The sequence below is a fragment of the Amycolatopsis sp. NBC_00345 genome, assembly GCF_036116635.1.
GTDB lineage: Bacteria > Actinomycetota > Actinomycetes > Mycobacteriales > Pseudonocardiaceae > Amycolatopsis.
On record NZ_CP107995.1, the window covers coordinates 1,269,974 to 1,294,879 of the forward strand.

Here is a 24,906-nt window from a genome sequence, read left to right on the forward strand (position 1 = left end):
TCGTATCTGCCCTCATGGTGGCCTTCAGGGCACAGCGCGAGGCGCCCGGTCAGTCCAGTGCTGAGTTCTTCGTCTCGGGTGCCCACAGCACCGACACGACCAGCCCGATCACCAGTACCACGGTCAGGATCAGCATCGTGGCGGAGAAGCCGATCCCGTCCAGGCTCAGCGGGAGCAGGAACGTGCCGATCGCCGACCCGATGCGGCTGAGGCCGTTGAGCAGGCCGACCCCCGAGCTGCGCAGGTCGGTGGGGAACAGCTCCGGCGGGTAGACCTGGTCCAGGTTGACCGCCGCCGACATGGTGAAGGTGAAGACCAGGAACAGCGGGAACAACAGCGCCGTCGGGGCGTCCGGCCAGATCGCCATCGGCGCCATGGACACGATCAGGACCACGAACGACCAGATGGTCAGCCCGCGCCGGCTCGACTTGGCGACCAGCCACAGGCCGCCGAGGCTGCCCGCGAGCAGGAAGAGGTTGAGCAGGCCGTCGCTGGTCGTGTCCTCCCCGCCGACGCCCATCTTCAGCAGCACCAGCGGCAGGAAGGTGTAGATGGCGAAGTACGGCACCACCTGCGCGTTGTAGAAGATCGCGCCGAAAGCCGTGTTACGCCGGTACTTCGGGCCGAACAGCTCCCGATAGGACACCCGCCGCACCGCGCGGTAGGTGCGGACCAGCGACTCGAACGCACCGTCGTCGCCGCCGAGCCGGCGCACCACGGCCCGTGCCTGCTCGACGCGGCCCTGCGTGAGCAGCCACCGGGGCGATTCCGGCACGCCGATGCGCAGCAGCACCACGGCGATGGCGGGCACACAGCTCGACGCCAGCAGCCAGCGCCACGAGTCGTCGCCGAGGGAGACGACGTAGTTGCCGAGGAAAAACGCCGCCACGTAGCCGACGGTCCACAGCACGGTCAGCGAGGCCAGCAGCCCGCCGCGGTACTTGCGGGGCACGAACTCCGCCACCAGTGTCGGCCCCAGCGCGTAGTCCGCGCCGATCCCGATGCCGATCAGCAGTCTCAGCACGAACAGCTGCACCGGGTCGTGCACGAAGAACTCGGCCGCCGAAGCGACGGCGATCAGCAGGAAGTCCACTGTGTACAGACGCTGCCTGCCGATCTTGTCGGCCGCCCAGCCCACCACGATGCTGCCGAGGAAGATCCCGATCAGCGCGGACGCCCCAAGTAGCCCCTCCCACACCGTGCCGAAGCCGAGCTGGGCGGCGATCACCGGCAGGGCGATGCTGATGATGCCCAGCTCGTAGCCGTCGGAGTAGTTGGCGCAGAAGGTCAGCGCGGTGATGCGGATATGGAAGCGGTTGAGCGGGACGTCGTCGAACACTGGGGAGTCGGACGCTGCTGTCTCTCCTCCCTTTTTACTCGGGGAGGAAGAGGTCTTGCTCTGCGGCATAGTCTTCGAAGCCTTCCAGTCGTTGCCGGGCCAGGGCGCCGGCCGCGTCGGCCATCGCCTCGACCAGCGCCACGGTCAGCGAGACGACCGCGGCGTGGGAGTCGAACACGAACTCGGAGGCGACGGCCGCGCTCAGCACGTCGTCGGCGTACGGGGTGAGCGCCGAGACGGGCCGGTCCGTGATCAAGAGGGTGCGCAGGCCCAGTGAGCGGGCCTGTTCGAGGGCGGCGGCGCTTTCCCGTGGGTAGCGGGGGAGCGCGACCACGACCAGCGTCCGCGCGCCACACCGGTCGGCGTGCCGCAGGGAGTCGCCGAAAACGCTGCCGGAGTCGGTGAGCAACCGGACGTCCGGGTGGATTTTGGTGGCCAGGTAAGCGAAAGACGCCGCCTGCGCGGCCGAAACCCGGTAGCCGGCCACGACCAGCGGGCGGGATTCCATCAGTCCCGCCGCGATGCCGCGCAGCCGTGTGTCGTCGGCCAGTTGTGCGCGCAGCGCGGTGAGGTTGCGCAGGTCGGCGTCGATGGCGTCCTGGAACTTGGTGCCGCCGGCCTCGGGTGCGGGCAAGGCCGAGGCGTCGCGCAGGTAGCGGCGGAACCCGGCGTAGCCGTCGAACCCGAGCAATGCCACGAACCGGGTCACCGACGGCTGGCTGACCTGCGCGTACTCGGCGAGCTCGGCGCTGGTGAGTGCCGCGGCGTCGGCCGCGTGGTCGGCGAGGTAGCTGGCGATGCGCCGCTGCGCCGGGGTCAGCCGGTGGGCGGTGAGCAGTTCGTGCAGCGACCGGGACACCCGGGCCTCCGTCCTCGCCGTCTGGTCTTGCCATCGGGGCGAATGAATAGTTTCATGTCACAATAGGAATGAATGAAAACTTGTCAAGAGGGATGGCGATGACCGACACCAGCCGGATCGAGATCAGCGGGGCCGGGCTCCGGTGCGCCGACGTGGTCCGTGTGGCGCGGCGCAGCGCGTGGACGGAGCTGGCCCCGGAAGCGCTGGCCCGGGCGGAGCAGGGTTACGAGCTGGCCGTGGAACTCGGGGCCAAGCGCGCTGTGTACGGCCGCACGACCGGCGTCGGCGCGAACCGGCACACCGTGGTCGACCCGGAGTCCGCCGACCACCACGGCCTGCGCCTGCTGCGCAGCCACGCGAGCGGCACCGGCGAACCGCTGCCCGACGACGTGGTGCGCGCGGTGATGGCGATCCGCCTCAACCAGCTCGCCGCCGGCGGCAGCGGGGTGCACCCGCGGCTGCTGGAGGCGCTGGCGACGGCGTTGCGGGTCGGCGCGCTCCCGCTCGTGCACTCACGCGGCGCCATCGGGACCGGCGACCTCACCGCGCTCGCGGAGATCGCGCTGACGCTGGCGGGGGAGCTGCCCTGGGCGGCGGGAAACCTCGACCCGCTCGCGATCAGCCCCGGCGACGCGCTCGCGTTCATCTCCAGCAACGCCGCCACGCTGGCCGAGGCCGTGCTCGCGTGGCACGACCTGACCCGTCTGCTCGCGGCGAGCCACGTCGTGACCGCGCTGACGTTCTGCGCGCTCGGCGGCTCGGCGGAGGCTTATTCGGAACGCGTGCACGCCGCCCGCCCGCACCCCGGCGCGGTGCGCTGCGCCGCCGAACTGCGCCGCCTGCTCACCGCGGCCGGCGACCCGCCCGAGGGGCGGCGGCTGCAGGACCCGTTCGGGCTGCGCGCTTTCCCCCAGGTCCAGGGCCCGGCGCTGGACGCCGCGGCCGCCGTCGAGCGGGTGCTCGGCATCGACCTCAACGCGGCCGCGGAGAACCCGCTCATCGACATCGAAACCCAGCAGGCCTACCACCACGGCCAGTTCTCCACGGCTCACGTCGCGCTCGCGTTCGACCACCTCCGCGCCGCGCTGCACCACGTCGCGGAGCTGTCCACGGCGCGCCTCGGCGACCTGGTGGAGCCGGATCTCAGCGGCCTGCCGCCGTTCCTCAGCGAGGGGCCGCCGGGCAGCTCGGGGATCATGATCCTCGAGTACGTCGCCCACGACGCGCTGGGCACGCTGCGCCACGCGGCCTCCCCGGTCACGCTCGGCACCGCCGTGATCTCCCGCGGCCTGGAGGACCACGCGAGCTTCTCGACCCACGCCGTGCGCAGCACCGTCGCCGCCACCGCCGCGTACCGGACGGTGCTCGCCTGCGAACTGCTCGCCGCGGTCCGGGCCCTGCGGATGGCCGGCACGGAACTGCCGGACACCCCGGTGCGCGAGGCCTTCCGGCTGGCCGCGGGCAGCCTGCCGCACATCGCGGAGGACCACCCGCTGAGCGCGGAAATCGGGCAGGCCGAGCGGCTGCTGGACCGGCTCGCGGTGCTCTGAAGCGGCTACGCCGGCAGGTCGGCCGTGGTCAGCTCGGCTTTGGCCGACGTCCGGCGAGAAGGCGGCGGGCTCGTGGAGCGTGCCGTCGGCCCGGCCGCCCGGCACACCAAACTGAGCCGCGGCACCGCGTCGGCCCGGTCTGCATCGAGGAGGCACGTGCCGCGATCGTCGCGGCGGAAGCGGCCGTGCTGGGGACGGCGACGTCGATCGGCGCGATGGACCTGGCTGTCGTCAGGCAGCCGAGTCCATCGCGCTTCGAGGAGCGATGCCGGCGGGGCTACGCCGGCAGGTCGGCCGTGGTCAGTTCGGCTTTGGCCATGGTGTGGTTGAGATAAGCGGGGAAGACCTGGCCGTGGCCGGCGGCGACCTCGTCGGCGGCCTCGGCTTTCACCGACCAGCCCTGGGCGCGCAGCCAGGTGGCGGGGTCGCGGCGGGGGACGGTGTTGAGCAGGCCGTCCATCTCGATTCCGACGCGCTCCGAGGCCTTCAGCTCCCGCATCATGCGGTCCATCGACTCGACGTCGCCGCCGGGGACCTGCTCGACGCCGATCCGGCTGCCGGGCGCGGAACGGGCGTGCACGATCTCGAACAGCTCTTCCTCGGCCCGCGCGGGCAGGTACGGCAGCAGTCCTTCGGCGAGCCACACGGTCGGCCGGGACCGGTCGAAGCCGGCGCTTTCCAGTGCGGCGGGCCAGTTGTCACGCAGGTCCGCGGCGACTGGGTGACGACGGCAGCGCGGGCGGGCGTTCAGGCTGTCGAGCACCTGCTGCTTGAACTCCAGCACTCGCGGCTGGTCCACCTCGTAGACGTCCCGGCCGGTCAGGTCCAGGCGGTAGGCGCGCGCGTCGAGCCCGGCCGCGAGGATGACGATCTGGGGCGCGCTGGAGCCGGCGATGAGGTCGTCGAAGAAGCGCGAGCGCAGGCCCATGTACGCGGACATCGCGGCCCACATCTCGTCGTCGCCGGCGTCCTCCGGTCCCGTCGGCATCGGCCGCGGCGGGTTCGCCGCGCGCACGAACGCGGCCGCGAACGGGTCGTCGACCAGTCCGTCCGCGGAGCCGGTCGCGATCGCCCGCGCCGACGCGACCGCCAGCGCGGTCAGGCCCACACCGGTGGTGATGTCCCACTGCTCGTGCGTTTCGGTCATCGGTGCCCCTCTCTACCTCCGGCTTTTCCGAGCCTCAGCATGGCACTGTGCGATCATCCGGGTGCGTACGGTGAGCGAAATGCCCGACTTGATCTTTGTGGCCCGCGTCACTATTCATGGGAATCCGTAAGGACTCGGCAACCGGTTCCGGCGCTTCGCGTGGCGTACAAAGGGACGCAGAGGTGATGCCCGTGTCCGTCGTACGGCGTGAGCGGTTATGGCGGTGGGCGGTGGCCGGCGTGGTCGCGGTGCTGCTCGTCGCCGCGCCGCTGGTCGCCGGCGCCGTGGGGCCGTCCGGGAATTCGATCGACGCCGGGCGGCTGCGGGACCTGGTGCAACGCTCGGATTCCGTGATGTACGACGGTGAGGCGCAGAGCACCGGCTCGCTGGCGTTGCCGGAGCTGCCGAACCTCGCCGACGTTTCGGCGCTGTTCGCCGGGACCACGACGATGCGCGCGTGGTACGCGGGGCCCGACCGGTATCGCGTGGCCACGCTGACCACCGCGGGCGAGCACGACGTCTACCGGCTGCCCGAGGGCGAGTACACCTGGGACTACGGCGCGAACATGCTCACCGAGCTGGCCGGGCGGCCCGCCGTCCGGCTCCCGCGCGCGAGCGACCTCCTGCCGCCCGAGCTGGCGCGGTGGATTCTCCGCTCGGCGCCGGGCGAGGCCGTGACCACGCTGCCCGCCCGCCGCGTCGCCGGGATCGACGCGTCCGGGCTGCGGCTCGTGCCCGCCGACCCGGACACGACGATCGGGCAGGTCGACCTCTGGGCCGATCCGGTGAGCGGACTGCCCGTGCGCGTCGAAGTGACCGCGCGCGGACAGCGGAATCCCGTGCTGGTCACGGGTTTCGAGGAGGTCGAGCAGCGCCCGCAGGTGGTCACCACCCCGCGCCCGGCGCCGGGCAGCGGCTTCACGGTGACCAACGCGCCGGACATCTCCAAGGCGCTCGGTTCGTTCGGGCGGACGCGGTTGCCCGGCACCCTCGCGGGAAGGCCGGTGCGCCAAGCGGAATTCGGCGGTGTCGAGGGCACGGCGCTGTACGGCTCGGGGCTCTCCACGTTCGCCGTCGTGGGCGTGCCCCGCAACGTCGCGGACGCGGCCGCCGACGCCGCGTCGAAGGCGGGCGGCACCGAGTCGGCGAACGCTGTGCTGCTGTCGATCACGCCGCTTTCCCTGGCCATCGTCCGCCCGCCCGGCACACGCCGGGCGTACCTGCTGGCGGGCCCGGTGGCGACGCCGGTGCTGGCGTCGGCCGGCGACGACCTGTCCCGACTGCGCCGGAGCGGCCGATGATCGTCACGCGCGCGTTGACCAAGCGCTACGGACGCACGCTGGCGGTCGACGCCGTCGACCTGGAGGTGCGCGAGGGCGACCGCTACGGCTTCCTCGGCCCGAACGGCTCCGGCAAGACCACCCTGGTCCGGATGCTGCTGGGACTCGTCTACGCCACCAGCGGCGAGATCGAGCTGCTCGGCCGTCCCGTGCCGAAGCGGGTCTCGGAGGTGCTGCCGGAGGTCGGCGCGCTCGTCGAGGGCCCCGGCGCGTACGCGCACCTGTCCGGACGGCGCAACCTCGCCCTGCTCGACGCCTCGGGGCGCGGCGGGGGCAGGCGGACGCGCCGCCGCCGGATCGAGGAGGCGCTGGAACGCGTCGGGCTGGCCGGCGTCGACCGGCGGCCGGTGAAGGCGTACTCGCTCGGCATGCGCCAGCGGCTCGGGCTCGCGGGCGCGCTGCTGAACCGGCCCCGCCTGCTCGTGCTCGACGAGCCCACCAACGGCCTGGACCCGCAGGGCATCCGGGAGATCCGCGAGCTGCTCGTCGAGCTGAACCACAACGGCACCACGGTGTTCCTGTCCAGCCACCTGCTGGCCGAGATCGAGCAGCTGTGCACCCGCGTCGGCGTCGTCGACCGCGGCCGGCTGGTGCTGGAGGACGACCTCGCGGCGTTGCGCGCGGAGACCGGGCGGGTGCTGCTCGGCACGCCGGACGCGGCGGCGGCCGTCGCGGTGCTGGACGGCCGGGTCGAGCACCGTGACGGCGACAAGCTACTGGTCCGCCACGACAATCCCGCGGAGCTGAACGCCTTGCTGGTTGCCGGGGGCGTGCCCGTCACCTCGCTGCAGGCCGAGCGGCGGACGCTGGAACAGGTGGTGCTGGACGTGACCGGCGCCGGGTCCGACCGGTTCGGAGAGCGCCGATGATCGGCGTCGAACTGCGGAAACTGGTGCTGCGGCCGCGGGTCTGGGTGAGCGTGCTGCTGCTCTGCCTGCTGCCCGCGATCGTCGGTGTTTTCCTGGCCACGGCGGACTTCGCGCCGCCGCCGGGGCAGGGCGGCGCGTTCCTGTCCGCGGTGGTCAGCGACGGCTCGCTGTTCCCGGCGGCCGCGCTCGCGCTGGTGCTGCCGCTGTTCCTGCCGATCGCCGTCGCCGTGGTGGCGGGCGACTCGGTGGCGGGCGAGGCGGCCGGCGGGACGCTGCGGTACCTGCTGGTCCGGCCGTCGGGGCGGACGCGGCTGCTCGCGGCGAAGCTGGTGGCGCTCGCAGTGTACGTGACCGGCGCGATTGTCATCGTGGTGCTGACTTCGCTGGTGATCGGGGTGATCCTGTTCGGCACCGGCGGGCAGGCGGTGGGCCCGGGCGGGCAGACGGCCGCCGCGGTTTCGCTTTCGGGCTCGTCGCTCAGCTCCTCGGGGCTCGGGCTGCGGCTGCTCGGCGCGGTCGCGTACGTCGTGCTGTCGATGCTCGGCTTCGCCGCGATCACGATGTTCCTGTCCACGCTGACGGACTCGGCGCTGGGTGCCGCGCTCGGCGGGCTGGCCGTGCTGATCACCAGCTCGGTGCTGGAAACGCTCGACGCGGCCGCGCCGGTGAAGCCTTACCTGCCCACGCACTACTGGCTTTCGTGGATCGACTTCTTCCGGGATCCCGTGCTGTGGCGCAACATCGACCACGGCCTGCTGCTGCAGGCGGGCTACATCGTGGTGTTCTTCGCCGCGGCGTGGGCGAATTTCGCGACCAAGGACATCAAGAGCTGAGACACCCCTGGCCGAGGCACGCTAGCTGAGAAACGCTAGCTGAGGCACCCGGTGGGCGCCCGCAGTGGTGCCGGGCCGAGTGCCCGCAGGACCAGCGCGGTGACGGCCGGGTCGGTGGGCAGGTCGCCGTGCGCGGCGCCGTCGGCGGGGCAGATCCCTTGCAGCGCAACGTTCACCGCGCCGTCGAGCCGGGCCGACTCGGGCGGGGTGACGGTCTCGTCGTGCTCCGTCCACACCGACAGCCACGGCAGTCCGGGCGGCAGCGGTGGCAGCGCCCGCAGCAGGGGACTGCCGGGGATCAGCTGCTGGCACGCGGTGGGGCACGCGCCGGGGACCAGAGCGCCGCCGGCCGCGGCGAGAGTGGTGCCGTGCATCGGCGAGCCGAGCGTGACGACGCGGCGGGCCTGGTGCTCCCCGCCGTCACGCGCCACCCAGAGCCGGGCCACGACGCCGCCGGCCGAATAGCCGATCACGTCGACGGACGGGGCGCCGTTGTCGTATGCGCGCTCCACCGCGTCGGCGAGGACATCGACCTGCTGCCCGAGGTCACCGGTCCCGTCGCCGACGAGGGTGAGCACCTGCGCGTCGCGGCCGGTGGCCCGGTGGATGCGGTCGGCGAGCTGCAGCAGCCCGCCGCGCCCGCCGCCGTAGCCGGGCACCAGCAGCACCGGGCCGGGCCGGTCCTGCGCGGGCCGGCCGGACCGCGGCGCGGCGCTGGACCCGGCCGTCGTCAGCACCGCGGCCACGACCCCGGCGACGACCACCAGCGCCGCACCGCCGAGCAGCACGCGGCGGCGGGGGCTCAGGCCGGTCCAGGGGTTCCGCATGCCTCCATGGTGCCTGCGCGGGTCCGGCGGTGCGCCCCAATGTGGCGTTCGGTGCGTTGGACGCACCCAATGTGGCGTTCGGTGCGTTGAGCGCAACCAACGCCACATTGGGGCGCTGGGGCGCTGGGGCGCCGCTGGAACGGCTCAGGAAGCGGCGGCGGCCTCGCGCTGGATCTGCTCGAACTGCGCCCCCATCGCGGCGGCCAGCGCCTGCGCGGCGGACAGCGGGCGGACCATCACCGTCAGCTCGTCGACCAGGCCGTCCGCGTCGAGGTGGAGGAAGTCGGCGCCTTCGACCCGGGTGTCGCCGATCCGGGCTTCGAAGACGAGGGCGTGGGCCCGGCCGTCCTCGCCGCTCAGCTCCCGGACGTAGCGGAAGTCCTCGAACACCCGCAGCACCCCACGCAGGATCGCGGCCGTGATCGCCTTCCCCGGGTACGGCCGGAACGCCACCGGGCTGGTGAACACCACGTTCTCCGCCAGCGACGCGGCGATCGCGTCGGGATCGCGTGCCTCGACGGCTTCGCGGAAGCTCTTCATGCCCTACCTCGACTTTCCGGTTCTCCTGGGTGCACGGACAGCTTAGGTCCCGGGTCCTTCGGCGGCGTCGGTGATCAGGTGCCGGTGGGCAGTCCGCCAGACCGAGCAGCCGGTACGGCCGAGCGGCCGCCACGGCGAGCAGGCGCGGCACCGGCCGCGCTCGTCGGGGTCGTGCGCGGCCAGCAACTCCCGCCACGCACCGGTCATCTGGGTGATCACGGTGTCGGCCAGCGCCGACTTCGACGCCTCGTCGGCCTCACCCACGATGATGTCGAGGTAGTCGAGGCGGCTGTACACCGCCGTCCGCAGCTTCGAGATCTCGTCCACGATCGTCTCCTCCTCCGGAAGGGGCCCGGACCGCCACGTCCGCGAATCCGGCGTACCGGGCGGTCATGCCGCGCTCACCGCGTCCGTGTCCGCGCGCGGCGCGGGCACCTGCTGCACCGGGGCGGCCGCGGTCACGCGGACGTCGGCCTGGCACAGCAGCCGCTTCGGGGTTTTGACGGTGCGCTGATCGCCGAGCGGATCGCGGCCGTGCGCGACCTGGCGCTGGTCGAGTACGAGCAGATGCCCGCGGCTCAGCCAGATCCGCCGGGTGAGCGGCTCCAGCAGCTCACCGAACCGCAGCAGCACCGGCCGGTGCTGCTGGTTGCGCGGGTCGGCCGGCAGGCTGCCCGCCCATCGGATCCAGCCGGCCCCGTCCGGAGCGGGCTCGAGCACGGGGAACGGCAGCCGCGGCCGCCCGACGCCGCGCGGCTTGTCGGCGCGGCTCTCGTAGAACACCGCCCGGGACAGCAGTTCCCGGTCGACGGTGGTGAGTTTTGCCGCCGCCTGGCGTAAATTCGCGATCCGGCAGGCGCCGCCGCCGGCCGGGTCCGGGCGCAGCATCAGCAGCGCGGTGTAGTCCGGCGGCCGTTCGACGCCGGGAGCGTCGATGTGCAGGGACTGGCCGCCGAAACCGCCAAGGCTCGCCGGGCCGGCCTCACGACGGCTTTCTCCGCGCAGCCATACGCCGCCCTCGGGCGGCACGACCGACTGGAACGGGTCGCCGACCGCGGCCAGCAGCCCCGCTGCCACCCGCAGGAAGGCCTGGTCGTTACGTTGCCGCGGCACGGCGAGGACGGCCCAGCCGCTTTCGCGGAGCCGCTCGGCCAGCCGTCCGGTGAGATCAGCGCCCGCCGGCGTGCCGGTGATGGCGTTCCGGGCCATGGCGACCTGTGCGGGGGCCGGCTGGTGCTTGTCCGTGTCGTCGGTGATGCGCAGCGCCCTCGCCAGTTCGGACGAGACGGGGATGCGGTATTCGGGCGTCACGAGATCGTTCCTTCACGTCGGGAATCCCTTGTCGGCGCTCCATGAAGCGCCCGGGACGGCACCGGCGGCGGGGTTCGTGCGCGCTTGGCACGCCGATTGCCAGATTGGCACTCGGACGGCCCATCTCGGCACTGTCGCCAGGGGGCGCCTGATGAGGGACCATGAGTGCGGGAGGTTCGCCGCATGGATCCCACGGACCCGTTCTGGAGAAGCCACGACCTGCTCGCCGCCTCGGCCCAGCGCCGCTACGGCTGGATCGTGCACACAGTGCGGATGCTGCGCGGCGAGACGTTGAAGCAAGTCGCGGCCCGCTGCTCGATGGCGGCGCCGAACCTGTCCCGGCTCGAAACCGGGCGGCGCGCGCTGCGCGACGTCGAGCTGCTGCAGCTGCTGGCCGAACAGCTCGAGATCCCCTGCCACCTCCTCGGTGTGGCGCCGCCGCCCCATGCAGCGCCCCGGCGGCCCGCCGCGCGGAAGACGAGTTTCGGCCCAGCAGCGGCCGATGATCGGAGTGACGCCGTGCGACGACGGAAGTTTCTCGCCGGGCTGGCCGGGCTCGCCGGTGCCGGGATCCTCCCCGGCGTCGCCGCGGCCGGCGGGCGCCAGGCCCAGCTCGACGACCTCCTGCTGGCCGCCCACATGTCGGCGGCACCGATCCCGCTGCCACAGCTCCACGCCCGGCTCGACCAGGCCAGGGTCGCGTTCGCCGCCTGCCGGTACGGCGAGCTGACCGCCGCACTGCCGCACATCGTCGCCGTCGCCCACGCCACCCTCGAAGCCGCATCCGGTGACTGGCAACGGGAAAAGGCCTCCGCCGCACTCGCCCGCGCCTACCTCGTCGGCTCCGAACTGGCCGTCAAGCACGGCCGCGCGACCATCGCGGCGATGATCGCCGACCGGGCCCTCACCCACGCCCGCGACGGCGGCGACGTGCTCGCCGTCGCCGCCGGATCCCGCCAGGTCGCGATCGCGATGCGCCTCGAAGCACTCGCGACGGCCGATCCCGTCGCCCGCGCCGACGGCATGAACGGCGCCATCCGGATCCTCACCGGCACCGCGGCCGACCTCGGCGCCGACCACGGCACCCCGCTCCCGCCGGTGCTCATCGCCTACGGTTCCCTGCTGTGCACGGCCAGCTACTCCGCCGCGCAACTCGGCCACGCCCGCGAAGCGATCGGACTGCTGCAGGCGGCCGAAGACGCCGCCGCCCGTGTCTCCGCCACGGCCGCGTTCACCGCGGACACCGTCGCCGTCTACCGGGTCAGTGTCCACAATGCACTCGGCGACCCGGCTTCGGCCCTCGCGCACGCGCGCATCGTCAACCCGGCCAACTTGCCCACGACCGAGCGCCGGATGCGGCTGTACACCGACACCGCCCGCGCCTGGCAGCAACACGGCGACATCGCCCGGGCCGCCACCACACTGGGCCGGCTCGCCCAGACCGCTCCCGAGGAACTCCGGCGGCCTTCCGTCAAAACCATGATCACCACGATGATCGACGCTCCCGGCCCCACTCCGCGTGAACTCGAACCGCTGGCCCGGGCGCTCGGCTGACGCCTGCCGCGCCCAGTATCCGGGGCCGGGCTTGCACGAACCTCGCAGCGGCTTCACCACGCCCGGCCCGGTCCGTCAGTAGGCTGGGCGCATTGGCCAGATCGGCGAACGGGAGTTATGCATGAAGATCGGGATCGGCCTGCCGAACCAGGTGCGGGACATGGACCCCCGGGTCCTGCCCGAGTGGGCGCGGCGGGCTGAGGCGGCGGGCTTCTCGACGCTGGGCACGGTGGGCCGCACGGCGTACCCCGGCGTGATGGACACTGTCGCGCTGGCCGCGGCCGCCGGCGCGACCGAGCGGATCGGGCTGCTCAGCAACGTTCTGCTCGGCCCGGTGTGGCCGCCGGTGCTGCTGGCGAAGGAGCTCGCCGGCATCGACGGCGTCTCCGGGCACCGGCTGACGATCGGCCTCGGCATCGGCGCCCGCGAGGACGACTTCGTCGTGGACGGGCTGGGCCCGAAGGGGCTCGGCAAGCGGATCGACGCCGACCTCGAGACCTACCGCGGCCTGTGGGACGGGGAGCCCGTCGGCGGCGGGACCAACCCGGGGGTGCCGCCGGGCACGCGCCGGGTGCCGTTGCTGTTCGGCGGATCGGCGCCGGCCTCGTACGCCCGGATGGCCAAGTGGGGCGAGGGGTACGTCGGCGGTTCCGTGCCGCCGGAGATGGTGGCGCCGGCGTTCGACCAGGCCCGGGCCGCCTGGACGGAGGCGGGCCGGGAAGGCACGCCCCGGCTGGTGGCCATCGCCTACTACGCGCTCGGGGACCCGGAGCAGGGGCGGGGCAAGGTCCGGGACTACTACAGCAACTTCGGCGATTTCGCCGACATGATCGCCAGCGGGGTCCGGAGCACGGCCGACGACCTGAAGAAGGCGGTCTCGGACTTCGCGGACCTGGGCGCGGACGAGCTGATCTTCAACCCGGCCACGGACCACCTGGCCGACATCGAGGCGCTCGCCGAGATCGTGCTGTAGCCGCTGAAGGTTCAGCCGCGCACGACCGCCTGGGCGCGGTGGCTCAGGCGGTCGTGCGCAAGGCGTCCTGCAGGGCGGCCAGGCCGACCGGGCCGACCGCCAGCGCGTCGTGGTGCCAGGCGCGCAGCGTGAAACCCGGGCGGGCCGACGCTTCCTCGCGGGCCTGGAGCCAGGCGCGTTCGCCGAGTTTGTACGCGATGGCCTGGCCCGGCCAGCCGAAGTAGCGGACCACCTCGGCGTGCACCTGGTGCTGTCCGGCCAGGCCGCGCTCGTGCAGGACACGGCAGGCGGTGCCGAAGTCCCAGCGGGAGCCGTCCGGCAGCGGCAGGTCCAGGTGGGCGCCGATGTCGATGACCACGCGGGCGGCCCGCAGCGCCGAGCCCGACAGCATGCCCAGCCGGGTACCGGGCCCGGTGTACCAGCCGAGTTCGTCCGCCAGGCGCTCCGCGTAGAGCGCCCAGCCTTCGGCGTGGCCGCTGACCGAGTGGACCCGCGCGAAGCGGCTGACCCGGTCGGCGGCCAGGCTCGCGGTGCCGACCTGCAGGTGGTGGCCCGGCACGCCCTCGTGGAACACCGTGGTCAGCTCCCGCCACACGGCGAACCGCTCCCGCCCGCCCAGCGGCCACCAGGTGCGGCCCGGCCGGGCGCCGTCCTCGCTCGGGCCGGTGTAGTACGGCGCGCCGGACGCCGAACCGTGCGCGATCGTCACGTCCAGCGCTTGCAGGGGTTCCGGGATGTCGAAGTGCTCCGCCGCCGCTTCGAGTGCGCGGTCGTGGGTGGCGCGCAGCCAGTCCAAATAGGACTCTTCGCCGTCCACGCTGTGCGCGGCGTCCAGCAGTTCCTGCGCCTGCGCGACGCTCGCGCCCGGACGCACCCGCGCGGCCTCCGTCGCCAGCTCGCGCTCGATCCGCTCCAGCTCGGCCCAGCCCCACTCGTACGCCTCGGCCAGGTCGACGTCCGCCCCCAGGCTCAGCCGCGCGCCCGCCGCGTAACGCTCGGCGCCGACGCCGTCCACCTCGGTCGCGCGCGGCGCGTACTCGTCGCGCAGATACGCGGCCAGCCCGGCATACCCGCGGTAGGCGGCGTCGGCCGCGGCGCGCAGTTCACCGGACAGCGGGCCGTCGCCGTAGCCGGCCAGCAGGGTCTCGTGTTTCCCCACGTACTGGTCGGCCTGCGCGGCCGTCTCCAGCGCCTGGCGCCGCGCCGCGGGCAGGCCCCGGTCCAGGCCTTCGCCCAGCGCCGAACGCCAGCCGGCCAGCATGGTCTCCACCCCGGCCAGCCGCAGGGCGATCACGCGCCAGTCTTCGTCACCGGTGCGCGGGAGCATGTCCACGGTGTCGCGCACCGAGGTCAGGGTCCCGAAGTGCGCCTTGACGGTGCGCAGCGGCTCGCCGAGGTCGTGCCAGGCGAGCTGCGCCTCCAGCCGCTCGCGCAGGTGCGCGCCCGCGATCCGGTCCTGCGCCGACTCGGGCGTGAGCCGGTCCAGTGCCGCGAGTGTGCGGCGGGCCAGCCCGGCTCGGGCTTCGATGCCTTCGGGGCTGTAGTCGGTCAGCGCGGCGGGGTCGGCCGCGATGCCGCGCATCGTCGCCGCCACCGGGTCCAGTGCGGCTTCGGCGGTCACATGGTCGTCGCAGAGCTGGAAGATCGGCGTCACCCGGCCACGCTATACCGGGCCGCTCCGGTAAGCCACGGCCCCGCCCGGTCCTTTGAGGACGGAGCGGGCGGGAACGGCGGTCAGCCGCCGGCGAGGCCGTCCGCCGCGTCGAGGCCGAGGACGTCGAGCAGCAGGGCGCAGTCGTCCGCGTCGGTGGACCTCGACGCGACCGTCCGGGCACAGCGTTGGCGCTGCTCCGGGGTCAGGCCGAACGGGTCGGGCAGCGAGGCCGGCTTGGGCGGCGGCCACTTCGCCGCGTGCCGGGCCGGCTTCACCGCAGGCTCCGCGGGGTGCCCGGCGGGTGGGCGTCGAGGATGTCGGTGGCGCGCACCAGGTCGGCGGGGGCGTCCGGGGCGGACTCGTGCGGCCGGACGGGCACCCAGGTGGTGCCGGTGTGCTCGTCTCGGAGGCTGCGGCCCGCGACGGTCCCGTCCTGCTCCCGCCAGTCCGGCGCCGGGACGTTCGCGGCGTCACGGGTGCCCCGGTGCGTGCGGCAGCGATAGCTGACCTGCCAGCCCGGCGGGTAACCGCCGCCGTGGCGGGTGGGCCAGGTGCGTTCCCCGGAGGCGAGGGCGCCCGGCTGCCCGGAGTCCTTGGCCTCAGCCATGATCCGGCTTCCGGTTCACCCGAAGACCGGGCCGGTGCGGAGTGCGCGGACTCTCTTCCGCTGGCATCTGCTCGCTCCGCTCTGCTCGGGGACACGTTTCGGTCGCCGAGGTCCGGGGCGGTGTTCCAGAGTAGGCGCCGCGGCGGCCCGGCGGCTGGGCCAGCCGGGTGGTTCCCGAACGGGCCAACGGCAAAGGTAGGAACTCTACTGAGAGTAGGTGGGCTGGTGTAGCCCCGGATCCTGTCCCGTATTGTCCGGAAAGCCCTGGGGTAAACCGGGAACGACGAGGATTCGGCCCGCCGGAGGTATCCGCGAATCGGCCCGGTGTGACTATATTCATCTGATGTCTATCCGCTGACCCGCCGGAGAGCCTGATGCGAATCGTCACCGTTGCCGCGCACCTGGTCACCGCCGCAGCCACTATCGCTGCCGTCGGCACCGCCCCGGGGCGGGCGCCCGACCTCCTCTACGCCGCCCCGTCCGGCCACGGCTCGTCTTGCAGCGCCGCCGCCCCGTGCGACCTGCCCACCGCGCGCGACCGCGTCCGCGGGCTGCTTCCGCACGCGGCGGGTGACGTCGTGGTCGAGCTGCGCGGCGGCACCTACCGGCTGACCGCGCCGTTACGGCTGGGCGTGCAGGACTCCGGCACCCCCGGCCACCAGGTGGTCTACCGTGCCGCGCCCGGGCAGGCCCCGGTCCTCAGCGGCGCGATCCCGGTGACCGGCTTCCAGAAGACGGACGCGGCCAAGAACATCTACCGCGCGCCGGTGCCGAAGGGGACCGTGAGCCGGAACCTGTTCGTCGACGGCGTCCGCGCGCAGCGGGCCCGCTCGGCCCAGGACCCGGCCGGGTTCTCGGTGACGGCCACCGGGTTCGGCACCGCCGACCCGTCGTACACCTCGTGGACGAACGCGAGCCAGGTCGAGGTCGTCGCGAACAACGCGTGGAAGCAGCTGCGCTGCCCGCTGGCCTCGATCACCCCCGGCGCCTCCGGCGGCTCCGCGCTGACCGTCGACCCCGGCTGCTGGAGCAACAACCACAGCTCGGTCCCGAACCCGGGCTTCCCGTTCAACGGCGCGGGCCTGCCGACGCTCGACCGCGTCACCTGGCTCGAAAACGCCTACCAGCTGCTCGGCACCCCGGGGCAGTTCTACCTCGACAGCGCCGCCGGCTACCTCTACTACGTGCCGCGCCCCGGTGAAGACCTGGCGAAGGCCGACGTCGAACTGCCCGTCGCGCCGGAACTGCTCGACCTCGCCGGCACGCCCGGGCACCTCGCGCCGCTGAACGACTCGGACTGGCGCGCCACCTACACCGGCAGCTGGAGCTACTCCTCTGGACGGCCCACCGGCGACCTGGGCGGCGACGTCCACTACACGCAGCAGAACGGCGACGCCGTCTCATACACCTTCACCGGCACCGGCCTCCAGGTCCTCACCGAGGCCAACTCCGACGAGGGCGACATGGACGTCTACGTGGACGGCGCCAAGGTCTCCACGGCGTCGGCCAAGAGCGCCGAGCGGCTCGCGCAGCAGGCCGTTGTTTCGGTCACCGGGCTGCCGAAGGGCAAACACACCGTGCGCGTGGTGAAGACGAGTGGTGACTACCTGCTGATCGACGGCTTCACCGTCATCCCGGACGTGATCGCGCCCGTGCACGACATCTCCTTCAGCGGCTTGACCTTCGCTTACACCGCGTGGAACGCGCCGAGCACCGCGGGTTACGTCGACAACCAGGCCGGGGTGCTGTGGGACCCGGCGACCCACGCGCCGATCCGCATCCCGGCCGCCGTGCAGGTGCACCGGGGCGCGCGGATCGGGTTCACCGGCGTCACCGTGCGGCACACCGGGACCGCGGGCGTCGACTTCGCCGACCAGACGCAGGACTCGACGCTGTCGGGCAGCTCCGTCACCGACACCTCGGGCGGCGGGGTCGCCGTCGGCGAGGTCGACGACTACTACCAGACCCAGCCCGCGCTGATGACCAGCGGCAACACCGTGTCCGGCAATGTGGTGCAGCACCCGGGCCAGGAGTACCAGGACGCGGTCGGCGTCTGGGTGGGCACCAGCCGCGGGACCACGCTGGCGCACAACGACATCGGCTACACGCCGTACTCCGGCGTCTCGATCGGCTGGGGCTGGGGCTGGGCGTCGAGCTGCGCGCTGCAGGCGAAACAGGGCCTGCCCGACCCGTGCAAGCACGGCAGCACCTACACCGGCGGCAACCATGTGACCGCCAACCACGTGCACAGCGTGATGGGCGTGCTGAACGACGGCGGCCCGGTCTACACCCTCGGCGGCCAGTCGTCCGGCTCGGACTTCACCGGCAACGTGCTGGGCGAGTGCGTCAACGGCTGCAACGAGATCTACCACGACGAGGGCAGCTCGCTGTGGGACACGCACGGCAACGTGGTGCGGATGAGCAACGGCTCCCCGTGGCTGCACCTGTGGACGCCGACCATCCACGACGACCACATCTACGGCAACTACTCCGACACCGCCCAGTACCAGAACAACGGCACCGACATCACCCTCGAACAGTCCACAGTGGTCCCCGACGGGCGCTGGCCCGCGGCGGCGCAGGCGATCATCGACGCCGCCGGGCCGGGCACCCCGCCGGGCCCGGTGATCGACGACGACGACCTCCGGATCTCCTACCTCGGCACCTGGTCCTCCAGCGGGTCGCGTAACGACGGTGACCTGGAGAACGGCGTGCACTACAGCCGGCAGGACGGGGACTCCGCGTCCATCACCTTCACCGGCACCGGGATCAGTTTCCTCACCGAAACGAATTCCGACGAGGGGGATATCGCGGTCACTCTCGACGGCGCCGCGAAAGGAAAGGTCAGCGCGAACACCGCCCAGCGGCAGAGCCAGGTCCCCGTTTATTCGGTGACCGGGCTCGCCGCCGGGCGGCACACGCTGACCGTTTCGAAAGCGGGCGGAAGCTATTTCCTGGTGGACGGGTTCCGCGTCGCTCAGTGATCCGTGCCGGCGGGCGAAGGAACGCCCTGAAGGCCACCTTGAGGGCATGTAGGTCCCTGAAGGTGGCCTTCAGGGCACGCAGGTCCGTCAAGGACTCCTTACCTACCTTGGAGGTAGGTAAGGAGTCCTTGACGGCGACGGAGAACCTCGGGCTAGGGGTTCAGGAGCCGCAGGTCGATCGCGTCGGCCATGGCCTGCATGCCGGCTTCGTTCGGGTGGAGGTGGTCACCCGAGTCGAAGCCGGCCCGCAGCGCGGCCGGATCGGAGGGGTCTTGCACCGCCTTGTCGAAGTCCACGACGCCGTCGAACTCGCCGCCGGTGCGGATCCAGGCGTTCGCCGCCTGGCGGATCGCCTCGGCGGGCGCGCTGTAGTAGCCGGCGCCCTTGTCCGGCAGCATGGTGCCGCCGATGATCCGCACGCCGGCCCGGTGCGCCTGGCCGATCAGCGCGCGGTAGCCGTTGATCAGGTCCTGGGTGGTGAGCGGCGCGCCATCGGGGCCGGCGTTGTTGCCGATGTCGTTGATGCCCTCCATCAGGATCACCGTGCGGACGCCGGGCTGGGCCAGCGCGTCGTGGCCGAACCGCTTGAGCGCGCTGACACCCTGCCAGATGTTCGGCACGTCGGTGAGCACCCGGTTGCCGCCGAGCCCGGCGTCGACCACGGCGGTCGGGCGCGGCCCGGCGAGCCGGCGAGCCAGGTCGTCGGACCAGCGGCGGTACGCGCTTGTCGGGGTGTTGTAGCCGTCGGTGATGGAGTCGCCGAACGCGACCACGGTGCCGCGGGCAGCGGGGGAGACCACGTCGAGCCCGGACAGGTAGTACCAGGAAGTCGTTGCGGTGACGTAGTTCCCGTCCTCGGCGTCGGCGGTGTGGTCGCCGGGCTTCGAGAGGTAGGAGACGTCGAACGCGTCCGAGTGCCAGGTCGCCGAGCTGGTGGCCTGCGGCAGGTAGACGCTCACCAGCACGTTCTGCTCGGCGCGCACCGGGATCGGCACCGGGTCGCTGACCATCTCCCGGCCGGCCGGGATCGTCAGCGACCGCGCGTGCGAAAACGTGACCACCCGCTGCGACCCCGCGACGGCCGTCGCCCGGTCCGCCTGCAGGGCCACGCTCACCGCGCCGACGGCGAGGGGGGTGGTGCCGCGCAGATTCGACAGGTGCAGGCGTAGGCCCGCGCCGCCGGTGCTCGGATGGGCGACCATCCGCAGGGTCTGGTCGGTGAAATTCGGCCCGCCGATCGTCATGCTCGGGGACCAGGAAGAAATCCACGGGCCGTTCGGATGATCCGCCGCGGCGGCGGTATTTGTGCTGCTCATTATTCCCAGAATAACCGCCATCGCGCACAGCAATGTCTTCTTTGTCATCACTGGTAATCGCCTTTTCTGTCGGAGAAATACAGTATTACTGTTCTCCGGTCCGAGAGGAAAGACTTATTTTCGAGTGGTGTCAGCGATGGGGGTAATGCGCGGCGAGGGCGGCCCAGACCTCGAGCACGTCCAGCGCCTGCCGCGGGCCGGCGGCGGCGAACCGGACCGTGCGCCCGTCGATCCGCTCGGTGCCTGGCACCCGGGCGGCCAGGTCGGCCGCGCCGTTGGGGCGCAGTTCGGCCTCGACGAGCAGTTCGTCCGGAATGGACAGTGGCCGGACGGCACCGGAGAGCGCGTTCCGGACGGCGCGCTCGGCCCCGGCGGTGATGGCTTCGCGGGCGACCGCCGGATGACGGCTGCGCGCGGCGGTGCGGCCGAGCGCGGTCTTCACCGGAACGGTCACCACGCCGGGGAAGACGCGCTCCGCGTGCGCGCAGACCACGTCGTCGCCGGTGACCAGCCCGACCGGCACGCCGTGTTCCGCGGCGATCAGCGCGTTCAGCTCGGCTTCGCCGATGGGCATCCCGCCCAGTCGGACGTCGGCGAACCCGCTGCCGCTGAAGGTGTGCGCGAGCACGCCGGTGGGGTCCGCGGCTCCGGCGTGGTAGCCCACGAAAAGCACCACGCCACGGCCGGACGGCACCTCCTGCATCATGCCGAGCGGTGTGGGCTCGCCGATCACGTAGTCGGCGCGCCGGTCGAGCTGCTCGCCGAGCAGGTTGTCCGACGGCCCGTGGCTGTCGTTGACCACCACGGAGGTCGCGCCGCCCTCGAACGCGCCGGCCACCGCGGCGTTGGCCTCGCCGGTCATCAGCTCGCGCGCCGCCGGGTAGTCCCGGCCGCCCGGCCCGATCTGCTGACGCGTGGCGATCCCCGCGACGCCCTCCAGGTCCACCGAAATCAGCACGTCCACGGCGTTGGCCCCCACTCGCTCGTCCTGGCCGGAGCCTACCCACGCGTGCGCGGCGGCCCGATCAGGTGTAAACCTAGTCGTACTAGGTTTTAAGGCCGCGAAAGGAGCCGCCGATGATCGAGACGCCGCTGCCCTCCCCGCTGGTCCGGATCGAGGGCGCCGCCGAGGTGCTGCCCGTCGACGGCGGCGTCCGGCCCAGCCGACTCCCGGCCGCGGCGCTGCGCCAGGCCCCGACGCCGTTCTTCGCGCTGGTCGCGGCCGCGACGGCCGGGATCAGGCTCCGCCTGCGCACGGCGGCGACCACGCTGGAGCTGGCGACCGTCCTGACCCGCGCCGCGGTGCCGGGCGTCGGCACGCTGCCCGCCGTATTCGACCTGTTCGTCGATGGCGACCGGGTCGCGCGGGTCCCGGCAGAGGGCGGCGCGGTGATCGGGCTCGAGGCCCCCGCTTCGGGCAGCGACGACGATGCCCGGCAGGTCATCCGGTTCGCGGGCCTGGCGGCGCGGGAGAAGGACGTCGAGATCTGGCTGCCGCACACCGCGCTCTGCGACGTGCACTCCGTCCGCGCCGACGCCCCGCTGATCGAGCCGCCGCCGTCGACCGCGCCGCGCTGGATCCACTACGGCTCGTCGATCAGCCACTGCATCGAGGCCGAAGGGCCCAGCGACACCTGGCCCGCGGCGGCCGCGCGCGCGACCGGGCTCGACCACGTGAACCTCGGCTTCGCCGGCAACGCCATGCTGGACCCGTTCGTCGCGCGGGCCATCCGCGACCAGTCCGCCGACGTGATCAGCCTGAAGATCGGCGCGAACATCGCCGAGCAGGCCACCATGCGCGTGCGCACCTTCCTGCCCGCGGTGCACGGTTTCCTCGACACGATCCGCGAGACGCACCCGGACACGCCCGTCATCGTCCTTTCGCCGATCATCTCCCCGGTCATGGAGGAGCTCGGCGGCCCGGTGGTGTACGACGGCGGCGTGACTAGGACGCTCGGCACCCGCCTCGACCTCGAACACGGTGCGCTGAACCTGCGGATCGTCCGGGAGCTGCTGGCGGAGCTGGTCGCCGCGCGTGTGGCCGAGGGCGAGGCGCTCACCTACGTCGACGGCCGCGAGCTGCTCGGCGAGCCCGAAGACCTCCACGACGGCATTCACCCGAGCGCGCCCGCGTACCTGCGGATGGGCGCGCGGTTCGCGAAAGTGCTTACGGGCCAGGGTTTCGGCCAGTCATGACGACCGCGGCACCGGGCGGACCCGGTGCCGCGGGGCTCTCTCAAGAGGGGATCAGCCGCGGGCCCACTTCTGGTTGCCGTCGCCCGAGCAGGTCCAGATCTGCAACGGTGTGCTGTCGGCCGTTCCCGCGTCCTTGGCGTCCAGGCAGGTGCCGGACGCGACGTTGACGACCGTTCCGTCCCCGTGGACCCGCCACTGCTGGGTGGCGCTGTTGTCGCAGCCTTCGATCTCCACGCCGGTGCCGTCCGTGGTCGTCCCGCCGATGAGGTCGAGGCATTTGCTGTCATAAACCGTCAACTGGTTGGCGCCGTTGGACGTCCAGGTCTGGTTGTCGGAGCCGAAGCAGTCCCACAGCGCGGGCTGGGCGCCGTCGTCGCGGCTGGCCGCGGGCACGTCCACGCACCGGCCCGAACCCTGTCCCCTGAGCGGGCCCGCCGCGTTCCGCCGGGCCCAGTTCTGGTTGGCGCCGCCGGTGCAGGTCCACAGCTCCAATGGTGTGCCGTTGGCGTACGACTGGCCGGTCGCGTCCAGGCACGTGCCGGAGGCGACGTTGACGACCGAGCCGTCGGGCTTGACCGTCCACTGCTGGCTTCCGCTGCCGGAGCAGTCCTCGATCTCCACCGGGGTGCCGTCGGCGGTGGCGCCGCCGGCGGTGTCCAGGCACTTGGTGCCGTAGACCATCAGCTGCTTGGCCGGGGTGGACGTCCAGCCCTGGTTGGCGCCGCCGTTGCAGTCCCACAGTTCGACGACGGTGCCGTTGGCCTGGCTCAGCGCCGGGACGTCCGCGCACAGCCCGGAGTTCTGGTCCTTGAGGAAGCCGCTGACGGAGCCCGCGGCGTTCGGCGTCACCGACAGGTTGTCGAACTGGTCGGTCTGGTAGCCGACCACGCCGACGCCGACCTGGCCGGTGGGATAGGAGTTGTCGTGGACGGTGCCGAGCGTGGCGCCGTCGAGCTTGGCCGTGATCTCGTCACCGGAGAAGCCAAGCGAGAGGGTGTGCCAGCTGTTCAGCCCCGGCGCCGCGTGGGTGCCGGAGAGGAGCGTGCCGAGATTGCCCGCGCTGGTGTTCTTGTTGATGGACCAGGACCCGGTGTCGCCGACCCTCAGCTCGTAGGCCGCCTGATGGCCCTGCGGCCGGGACTGGGTGTTGGCCCGTCCGAGCAGTTCCGCGGTGCCGGCCTGCTGGAGGTCGACGTCCGTGCTCACCGTGTAGTCGGACCAGGTCGGATCGCCGGCCAGCGTGAACGCGTCCGAGTCTTCCTGCCACTCGATCGGCTTCACCGGGGTGACCTGCTGGACGCACTGGCCGGACCGCCCGTCCGCGCACGGCCGCACCTCGTACGAGCCCTGCATGTCGGAGAGGTACTTCGCCTCGGTGCCGGTGGCGTCGTTGTCGAAGTTGTCGCTGTAGGGCAGGGCGAGCGCGTGGTCCGCGGGTGCGGTGGCGGTGCCCTTGCCCTGTCCGGTCGTCGTGGTGACGGTGTAGGCGTAGCCCGGCTGCATGGTCAGCGAGTACGACCCGTTGCTCGGCGTGATGTCCTGCGTGTGGATGAAGTCCGTCGACGCGCTGGGGTGGTTCACGTTCGTGGCCCACACGTGCACCGGGCCGGTGGACAGGCCGCCCGTGACGGTGAAGTTCGCGGTCTGCGCCGCCGTGGCCGTCGTGGTCTCCAGCACGGTCGAGTAGTCCGTGCCGTTCGGCGACTTCAGCGTCACGTAGCTGCCGTTGGACTCGGCGCCGCCGAGGTGGCCGGAGCCGGCGTCGATGAACTTCCAGCCCGGCTGGGCGAACTGGGTGACCTGCGCGGTCGCCCAGGTGTTCTCGCCGATGCTGTAGTGCCCGGACCACGGCGAGTTCGCCGTGGACAGACCCACTGTCGCATAAGGGAGATTGGGGTAGAGCGCCGCGAGCAGCGGCCAGTTCAGGTACGCGGTCATGTCGGCGTCGACGTACCCGCGGGTGATCGAGCGGATCAGCGCCGGCGCGCCGGCGTCCATGTCGATCGAGCCGTTTTCGCTCGCCCACAACGGTTTGCCGTTGTTCTTCGCGGCATCGGTGCTGGAGCAGCTGTTCGCGTTGCCGCCGTCGCCGCCCTCGCAGGGGTAGTGCGCGCCGATGACGGACACGGCGTCGTTGAACGCCGGGTTGGCCGCCATGTCGTCCGCGACGCCCCAGCCGCTGTCGTCACCGACGATCTGCACCCCGGAGTACCCGGCGCTGTTCAGCGCCGAGCGCAGCTGGATGTACCAGTTCACGTCGTGCCCGCGCTCGTTCCACCCGCCGAGGTAGTCGATGGTCAGCCCGTTCTGCTTGGCGCATCCCAGCCACGTGATCAGGTAGTCGATGGTGTCGGCCGACCAGAACCCGCCGTTGATCCAGCCCGGCGCCGTCCAGGCCAGCGCGGCGAGCTTGAGGTCCGGGTTGCGGTCCTTTGCCTGCTTCATCAGCCAGAACCCGTACCCGACATTGCAGTTGACCTGGCCCTTGACGTGCTCGACCGACGGCTCGGAGCCGTCCGTGGAGTTGGCGTCACCGCCGATCTCCGTCTTGAGGATCTGCAGGTTCGCGCCGTAGTGCGGCTTGAACAGGTAGTCGAGGATCTGCGCCTGCTGGGCGGCCGGATAGTCCGTCAGCAGCCGGGAGTTGCCGCCACCGCCGCTGATCGCGCCGATGCCGTCGAACGTCCGCCCGCCTTGGCCGCCGTCCACGGTCACGGACGTCTCGGTCGCGGCGGGCTTCGCCGGATCGGCCTGCACGGGTGCGGCGGTCGACGACAGCACGCCGGCGAGCAGCGCCATGATCCACAACGGGGCAAGTCTGTGTGCTCGGGACACCGTCGGCCCACCTCCACTCCGGGATGGTGAACAGTGTGCAGTTGTGTGTGTTTCACGGTCAAGATTCCCCACAGGTCAAACATGGACAAACATGCCGAGCGGCGCGGCCGAGGCGGGTGCCCGGCCGCCAAGATCAAAAGCCGCCGCTGCCGATTTGCTTACCATCGCCGGG

Annotated in this window: 21 protein-coding genes; 8 read left to right on the forward strand and 13 right to left on the reverse strand. The window is 72.2% G+C overall.

Annotation, left to right across the window (positions count from 1 at the left end; genetic code table 11):
* Positions 1–49 precede the first annotated feature (49 nt).
* Both OG943_RS05825 and OG943_RS05830 read right to left on the reverse strand, forming a co-directional pair.
* Positions 50–1,339, reverse strand: a complete 1,290-nt coding sequence (locus OG943_RS05825; RefSeq protein ID WP_328608642.1) for an MFS transporter — start codon at positions 1,337–1,339, stop codon at positions 50–52.
* A gap of 34 nt (positions 1,340–1,373) precedes the next feature.
* Positions 1,374–2,198 (reverse strand): MurR/RpiR family transcriptional regulator, encoded by an 825-nt coding sequence (locus OG943_RS05830; RefSeq protein WP_328608643.1) that lies wholly within the window; start codon positions 2,196–2,198, stop codon positions 1,374–1,376.
* A 98-nt stretch (positions 2,199–2,296) separates the two neighbouring features.
* On the opposite strand from OG943_RS05830, the gene OG943_RS05835 reads away from it, so the two are divergent.
* Positions 2,297–3,748 (forward strand): aromatic amino acid ammonia-lyase, encoded by a 1,452-nt coding sequence (locus tag OG943_RS05835; protein WP_328608644.1) that lies wholly within the window; start codon positions 2,297–2,299, stop codon positions 3,746–3,748.
* Between the two features lie 277 nt (positions 3,749–4,025).
* Here the strand turns inward: OG943_RS05835 and OG943_RS05840 are convergent, their stop codons facing one another.
* Entirely contained in the window at positions 4,026–4,895 is an 870-nt protein-coding gene (locus OG943_RS05840) for an SAM-dependent methyltransferase (RefSeq protein WP_328608645.1), read from the reverse strand.
* 185 nt (positions 4,896–5,080) lie between these two features.
* Here OG943_RS05840 and OG943_RS05845 point away from each other — a divergent pair, with 185 nt between their 5' ends.
* The 3 genes from OG943_RS05845 to OG943_RS05855 are packed head-to-tail and all read left to right on the forward strand — an operon-like array spanning position 5,081 to position 7,937.
* Positions 5,081–6,196 (forward strand): hypothetical protein, encoded by a 1,116-nt coding sequence (locus OG943_RS05845; RefSeq protein WP_328608646.1) that lies wholly within the window; start codon positions 5,081–5,083, stop codon positions 6,194–6,196.
* Entirely contained in the window at positions 6,193–7,104 is a 912-nt protein-coding gene (locus OG943_RS05850; protein WP_328608647.1) for an ABC transporter ATP-binding protein, read from the forward strand. Before OG943_RS05845 ends, OG943_RS05850 begins: the two co-directional genes overlap by 4 nt.
* Positions 7,101–7,937, forward strand: coding sequence for an ABC transporter permease (locus OG943_RS05855; protein WP_328608648.1), 837 nt, complete (start codon positions 7,101–7,103; stop codon positions 7,935–7,937). Before OG943_RS05850 ends, OG943_RS05855 begins: the two co-directional genes overlap by 4 nt.
* 35 nt (positions 7,938–7,972) lie before the next feature.
* Here the strand turns inward: OG943_RS05855 and OG943_RS05860 are convergent, their stop codons facing one another.
* From OG943_RS05860 to OG943_RS05875, 4 genes are all read right to left on the reverse strand, one after another.
* Positions 7,973–8,764, reverse strand: coding sequence for an esterase/lipase family protein (locus OG943_RS05860; protein WP_328608649.1), 792 nt, complete (start codon positions 8,762–8,764; stop codon positions 7,973–7,975).
* Positions 8,765–8,908: 144 nt separating this feature from the next.
* Entirely contained in the window at positions 8,909–9,304 is a 396-nt protein-coding gene (locus OG943_RS05865; protein ID WP_328608650.1) for a nuclear transport factor 2 family protein, read from the reverse strand.
* Positions 9,305–9,346: 42 nt separating this feature from the next.
* Complete coding sequence (locus OG943_RS05870; RefSeq protein WP_328608651.1) at positions 9,347–9,631, reverse strand: hypothetical protein; 285 nt, start codon at positions 9,629–9,631, stop codon at positions 9,347–9,349.
* Positions 9,632–9,694: 63 nt separating this feature from the next.
* Positions 9,695–10,615 (reverse strand): TauD/TfdA family dioxygenase, encoded by a 921-nt coding sequence (locus OG943_RS05875; protein ID WP_328608652.1) that lies wholly within the window; start codon positions 10,613–10,615, stop codon positions 9,695–9,697.
* Positions 10,616–10,798: 183 nt separating this feature from the next.
* On the opposite strand from OG943_RS05875, the gene OG943_RS05880 reads away from it, so the two are divergent.
* Together OG943_RS05880 and OG943_RS05885 are read left to right on the forward strand one after the other, a co-directional pair.
* The gene (locus OG943_RS05880) at positions 10,799–12,169 is read left to right on the forward strand and encodes an XRE family transcriptional regulator (RefSeq protein WP_328608653.1); all 1,371 of its coding nucleotides are present in this window, start codon (positions 10,799–10,801) and stop codon (positions 12,167–12,169) included.
* Between the two features lie 121 nt (positions 12,170–12,290).
* Positions 12,291–13,142 carry an LLM class flavin-dependent oxidoreductase gene (locus tag OG943_RS05885; RefSeq protein ID WP_328608654.1) on the forward strand — a complete coding sequence of 284 codons (852 nt, stop codon included), beginning with the start codon at positions 12,291–12,293 and terminating at the stop codon, positions 13,140–13,142.
* Positions 13,143–13,185: 43 nt separating this feature from the next.
* Here OG943_RS05885 and OG943_RS05890 read toward each other — a convergent pair whose 3' ends face one another.
* The 3 genes from OG943_RS05890 to OG943_RS05900 all read right to left on the reverse strand — a co-directional run bounded on the left by OG943_RS05890 (position 13,186) and on the right by OG943_RS05900 (position 15,403).
* Positions 13,186–14,796 (reverse strand): DUF885 domain-containing protein, encoded by a 1,611-nt coding sequence (locus OG943_RS05890; RefSeq protein ID WP_328608655.1) that lies wholly within the window; start codon positions 14,794–14,796, stop codon positions 13,186–13,188.
* Between the two features lie 80 nt (positions 14,797–14,876).
* The gene (locus OG943_RS05895) at positions 14,877–15,071 is read right to left on the reverse strand and encodes a hypothetical protein (RefSeq protein ID WP_328608656.1); all 195 of its coding nucleotides are present in this window, start codon (positions 15,069–15,071) and stop codon (positions 14,877–14,879) included.
* Complete coding sequence (locus OG943_RS05900; protein WP_328608657.1) at positions 15,068–15,403, reverse strand: hypothetical protein; 336 nt, start codon at positions 15,401–15,403, stop codon at positions 15,068–15,070. Before OG943_RS05900 ends, OG943_RS05895 begins: the two co-directional genes overlap by 4 nt.
* Before the next feature lie 374 nt (positions 15,404–15,777).
* Here OG943_RS05900 and OG943_RS05905 point away from each other — a divergent pair, with 374 nt between their 5' ends.
* Positions 15,778–18,387, forward strand: coding sequence for a hypothetical protein (locus tag OG943_RS05905; protein WP_328608658.1), 2,610 nt, complete (start codon positions 15,778–15,780; stop codon positions 18,385–18,387).
* Between the two features lie 152 nt (positions 18,388–18,539).
* Here OG943_RS05905 and OG943_RS05910 read toward each other — a convergent pair whose 3' ends face one another.
* Together OG943_RS05910 and OG943_RS05915 are read right to left on the reverse strand one after the other, a co-directional pair.
* Positions 18,540–19,703: an SGNH/GDSL hydrolase family protein gene (locus tag OG943_RS05910; protein ID WP_328608659.1), complete on the reverse strand. Its 1,164-nt coding sequence runs from the start codon at positions 19,701–19,703 to the stop codon at positions 18,540–18,542.
* 130 nt (positions 19,704–19,833) lie between these two features.
* On the reverse strand, positions 19,834–20,682 hold the full coding sequence (locus OG943_RS05915; protein ID WP_328608660.1) for a M55 family metallopeptidase: 849 nt from the start codon (positions 20,680–20,682) through the stop codon (positions 19,834–19,836).
* Between the two features lie 98 nt (positions 20,683–20,780).
* Here OG943_RS05915 and OG943_RS05920 point away from each other — a divergent pair, with 98 nt between their 5' ends.
* Positions 20,781–21,899 (forward strand): SGNH/GDSL hydrolase family protein, encoded by a 1,119-nt coding sequence (locus tag OG943_RS05920; RefSeq protein WP_328608661.1) that lies wholly within the window; start codon positions 20,781–20,783, stop codon positions 21,897–21,899.
* Positions 21,900–21,950: 51 nt separating this feature from the next.
* On the opposite strand, the gene OG943_RS05925 is transcribed toward OG943_RS05920, so the two are convergent.
* Complete coding sequence (locus OG943_RS05925; protein WP_328608662.1) at positions 21,951–24,734, reverse strand: ricin-type beta-trefoil lectin domain protein; 2,784 nt, start codon at positions 24,732–24,734, stop codon at positions 21,951–21,953.
* Positions 24,735–24,906 lie beyond the last annotated feature (172 nt).

Coding starts and splice junctions, on each gene's coding strand:
- OG943_RS05840 (WP_328608645.1), bottom strand. CDS start 4,895: ATGACCGAAACGCACGAGCAGTGGGACATCACCACCGGTGTGGGCCTG.
- OG943_RS05855 (WP_328608648.1), top strand. CDS start 7,101: ATGATCGGCGTCGAACTGCGGAAACTGGTGCTGCGGCCGCGGGTCTGG.
- OG943_RS05920 (WP_328608661.1), top strand. CDS start 20,781: ATGATCGAGACGCCGCTGCCCTCCCCGCTGGTCCGGATCGAGGGCGCC.
- OG943_RS05860 (WP_328608649.1), bottom strand. CDS start 8,764: ATGCGGAACCCCTGGACCGGCCTGAGCCCCCGCCGCCGCGTGCTGCTC.
- OG943_RS05905 (WP_328608658.1), top strand. CDS start 15,778: ATGCGAATCGTCACCGTTGCCGCGCACCTGGTCACCGCCGCAGCCACT.
- OG943_RS05845 (WP_328608646.1), top strand. CDS start 5,081: ATGCCCGTGTCCGTCGTACGGCGTGAGCGGTTATGGCGGTGGGCGGTG.
- OG943_RS05910 (WP_328608659.1), bottom strand. CDS start 19,703: ATGAGCAGCACAAATACCGCCGCCGCGGCGGATCATCCGAACGGCCCG.
- OG943_RS05850 (WP_328608647.1), top strand. CDS start 6,193: ATGATCGTCACGCGCGCGTTGACCAAGCGCTACGGACGCACGCTGGCG.
- OG943_RS05835 (WP_328608644.1), top strand. CDS start 2,297: ATGACCGACACCAGCCGGATCGAGATCAGCGGGGCCGGGCTCCGGTGC.
- OG943_RS05885 (WP_328608654.1), top strand. CDS start 12,291: ATGAAGATCGGGATCGGCCTGCCGAACCAGGTGCGGGACATGGACCCC.
- OG943_RS05900 (WP_328608657.1), bottom strand. CDS start 15,403: ATGGCTGAGGCCAAGGACTCCGGGCAGCCGGGCGCCCTCGCCTCCGGG.
- OG943_RS05880 (WP_328608653.1), top strand. CDS start 10,799: ATGGATCCCACGGACCCGTTCTGGAGAAGCCACGACCTGCTCGCCGCC.
- OG943_RS05865 (WP_328608650.1), bottom strand. CDS start 9,304: ATGAAGAGCTTCCGCGAAGCCGTCGAGGCACGCGATCCCGACGCGATC.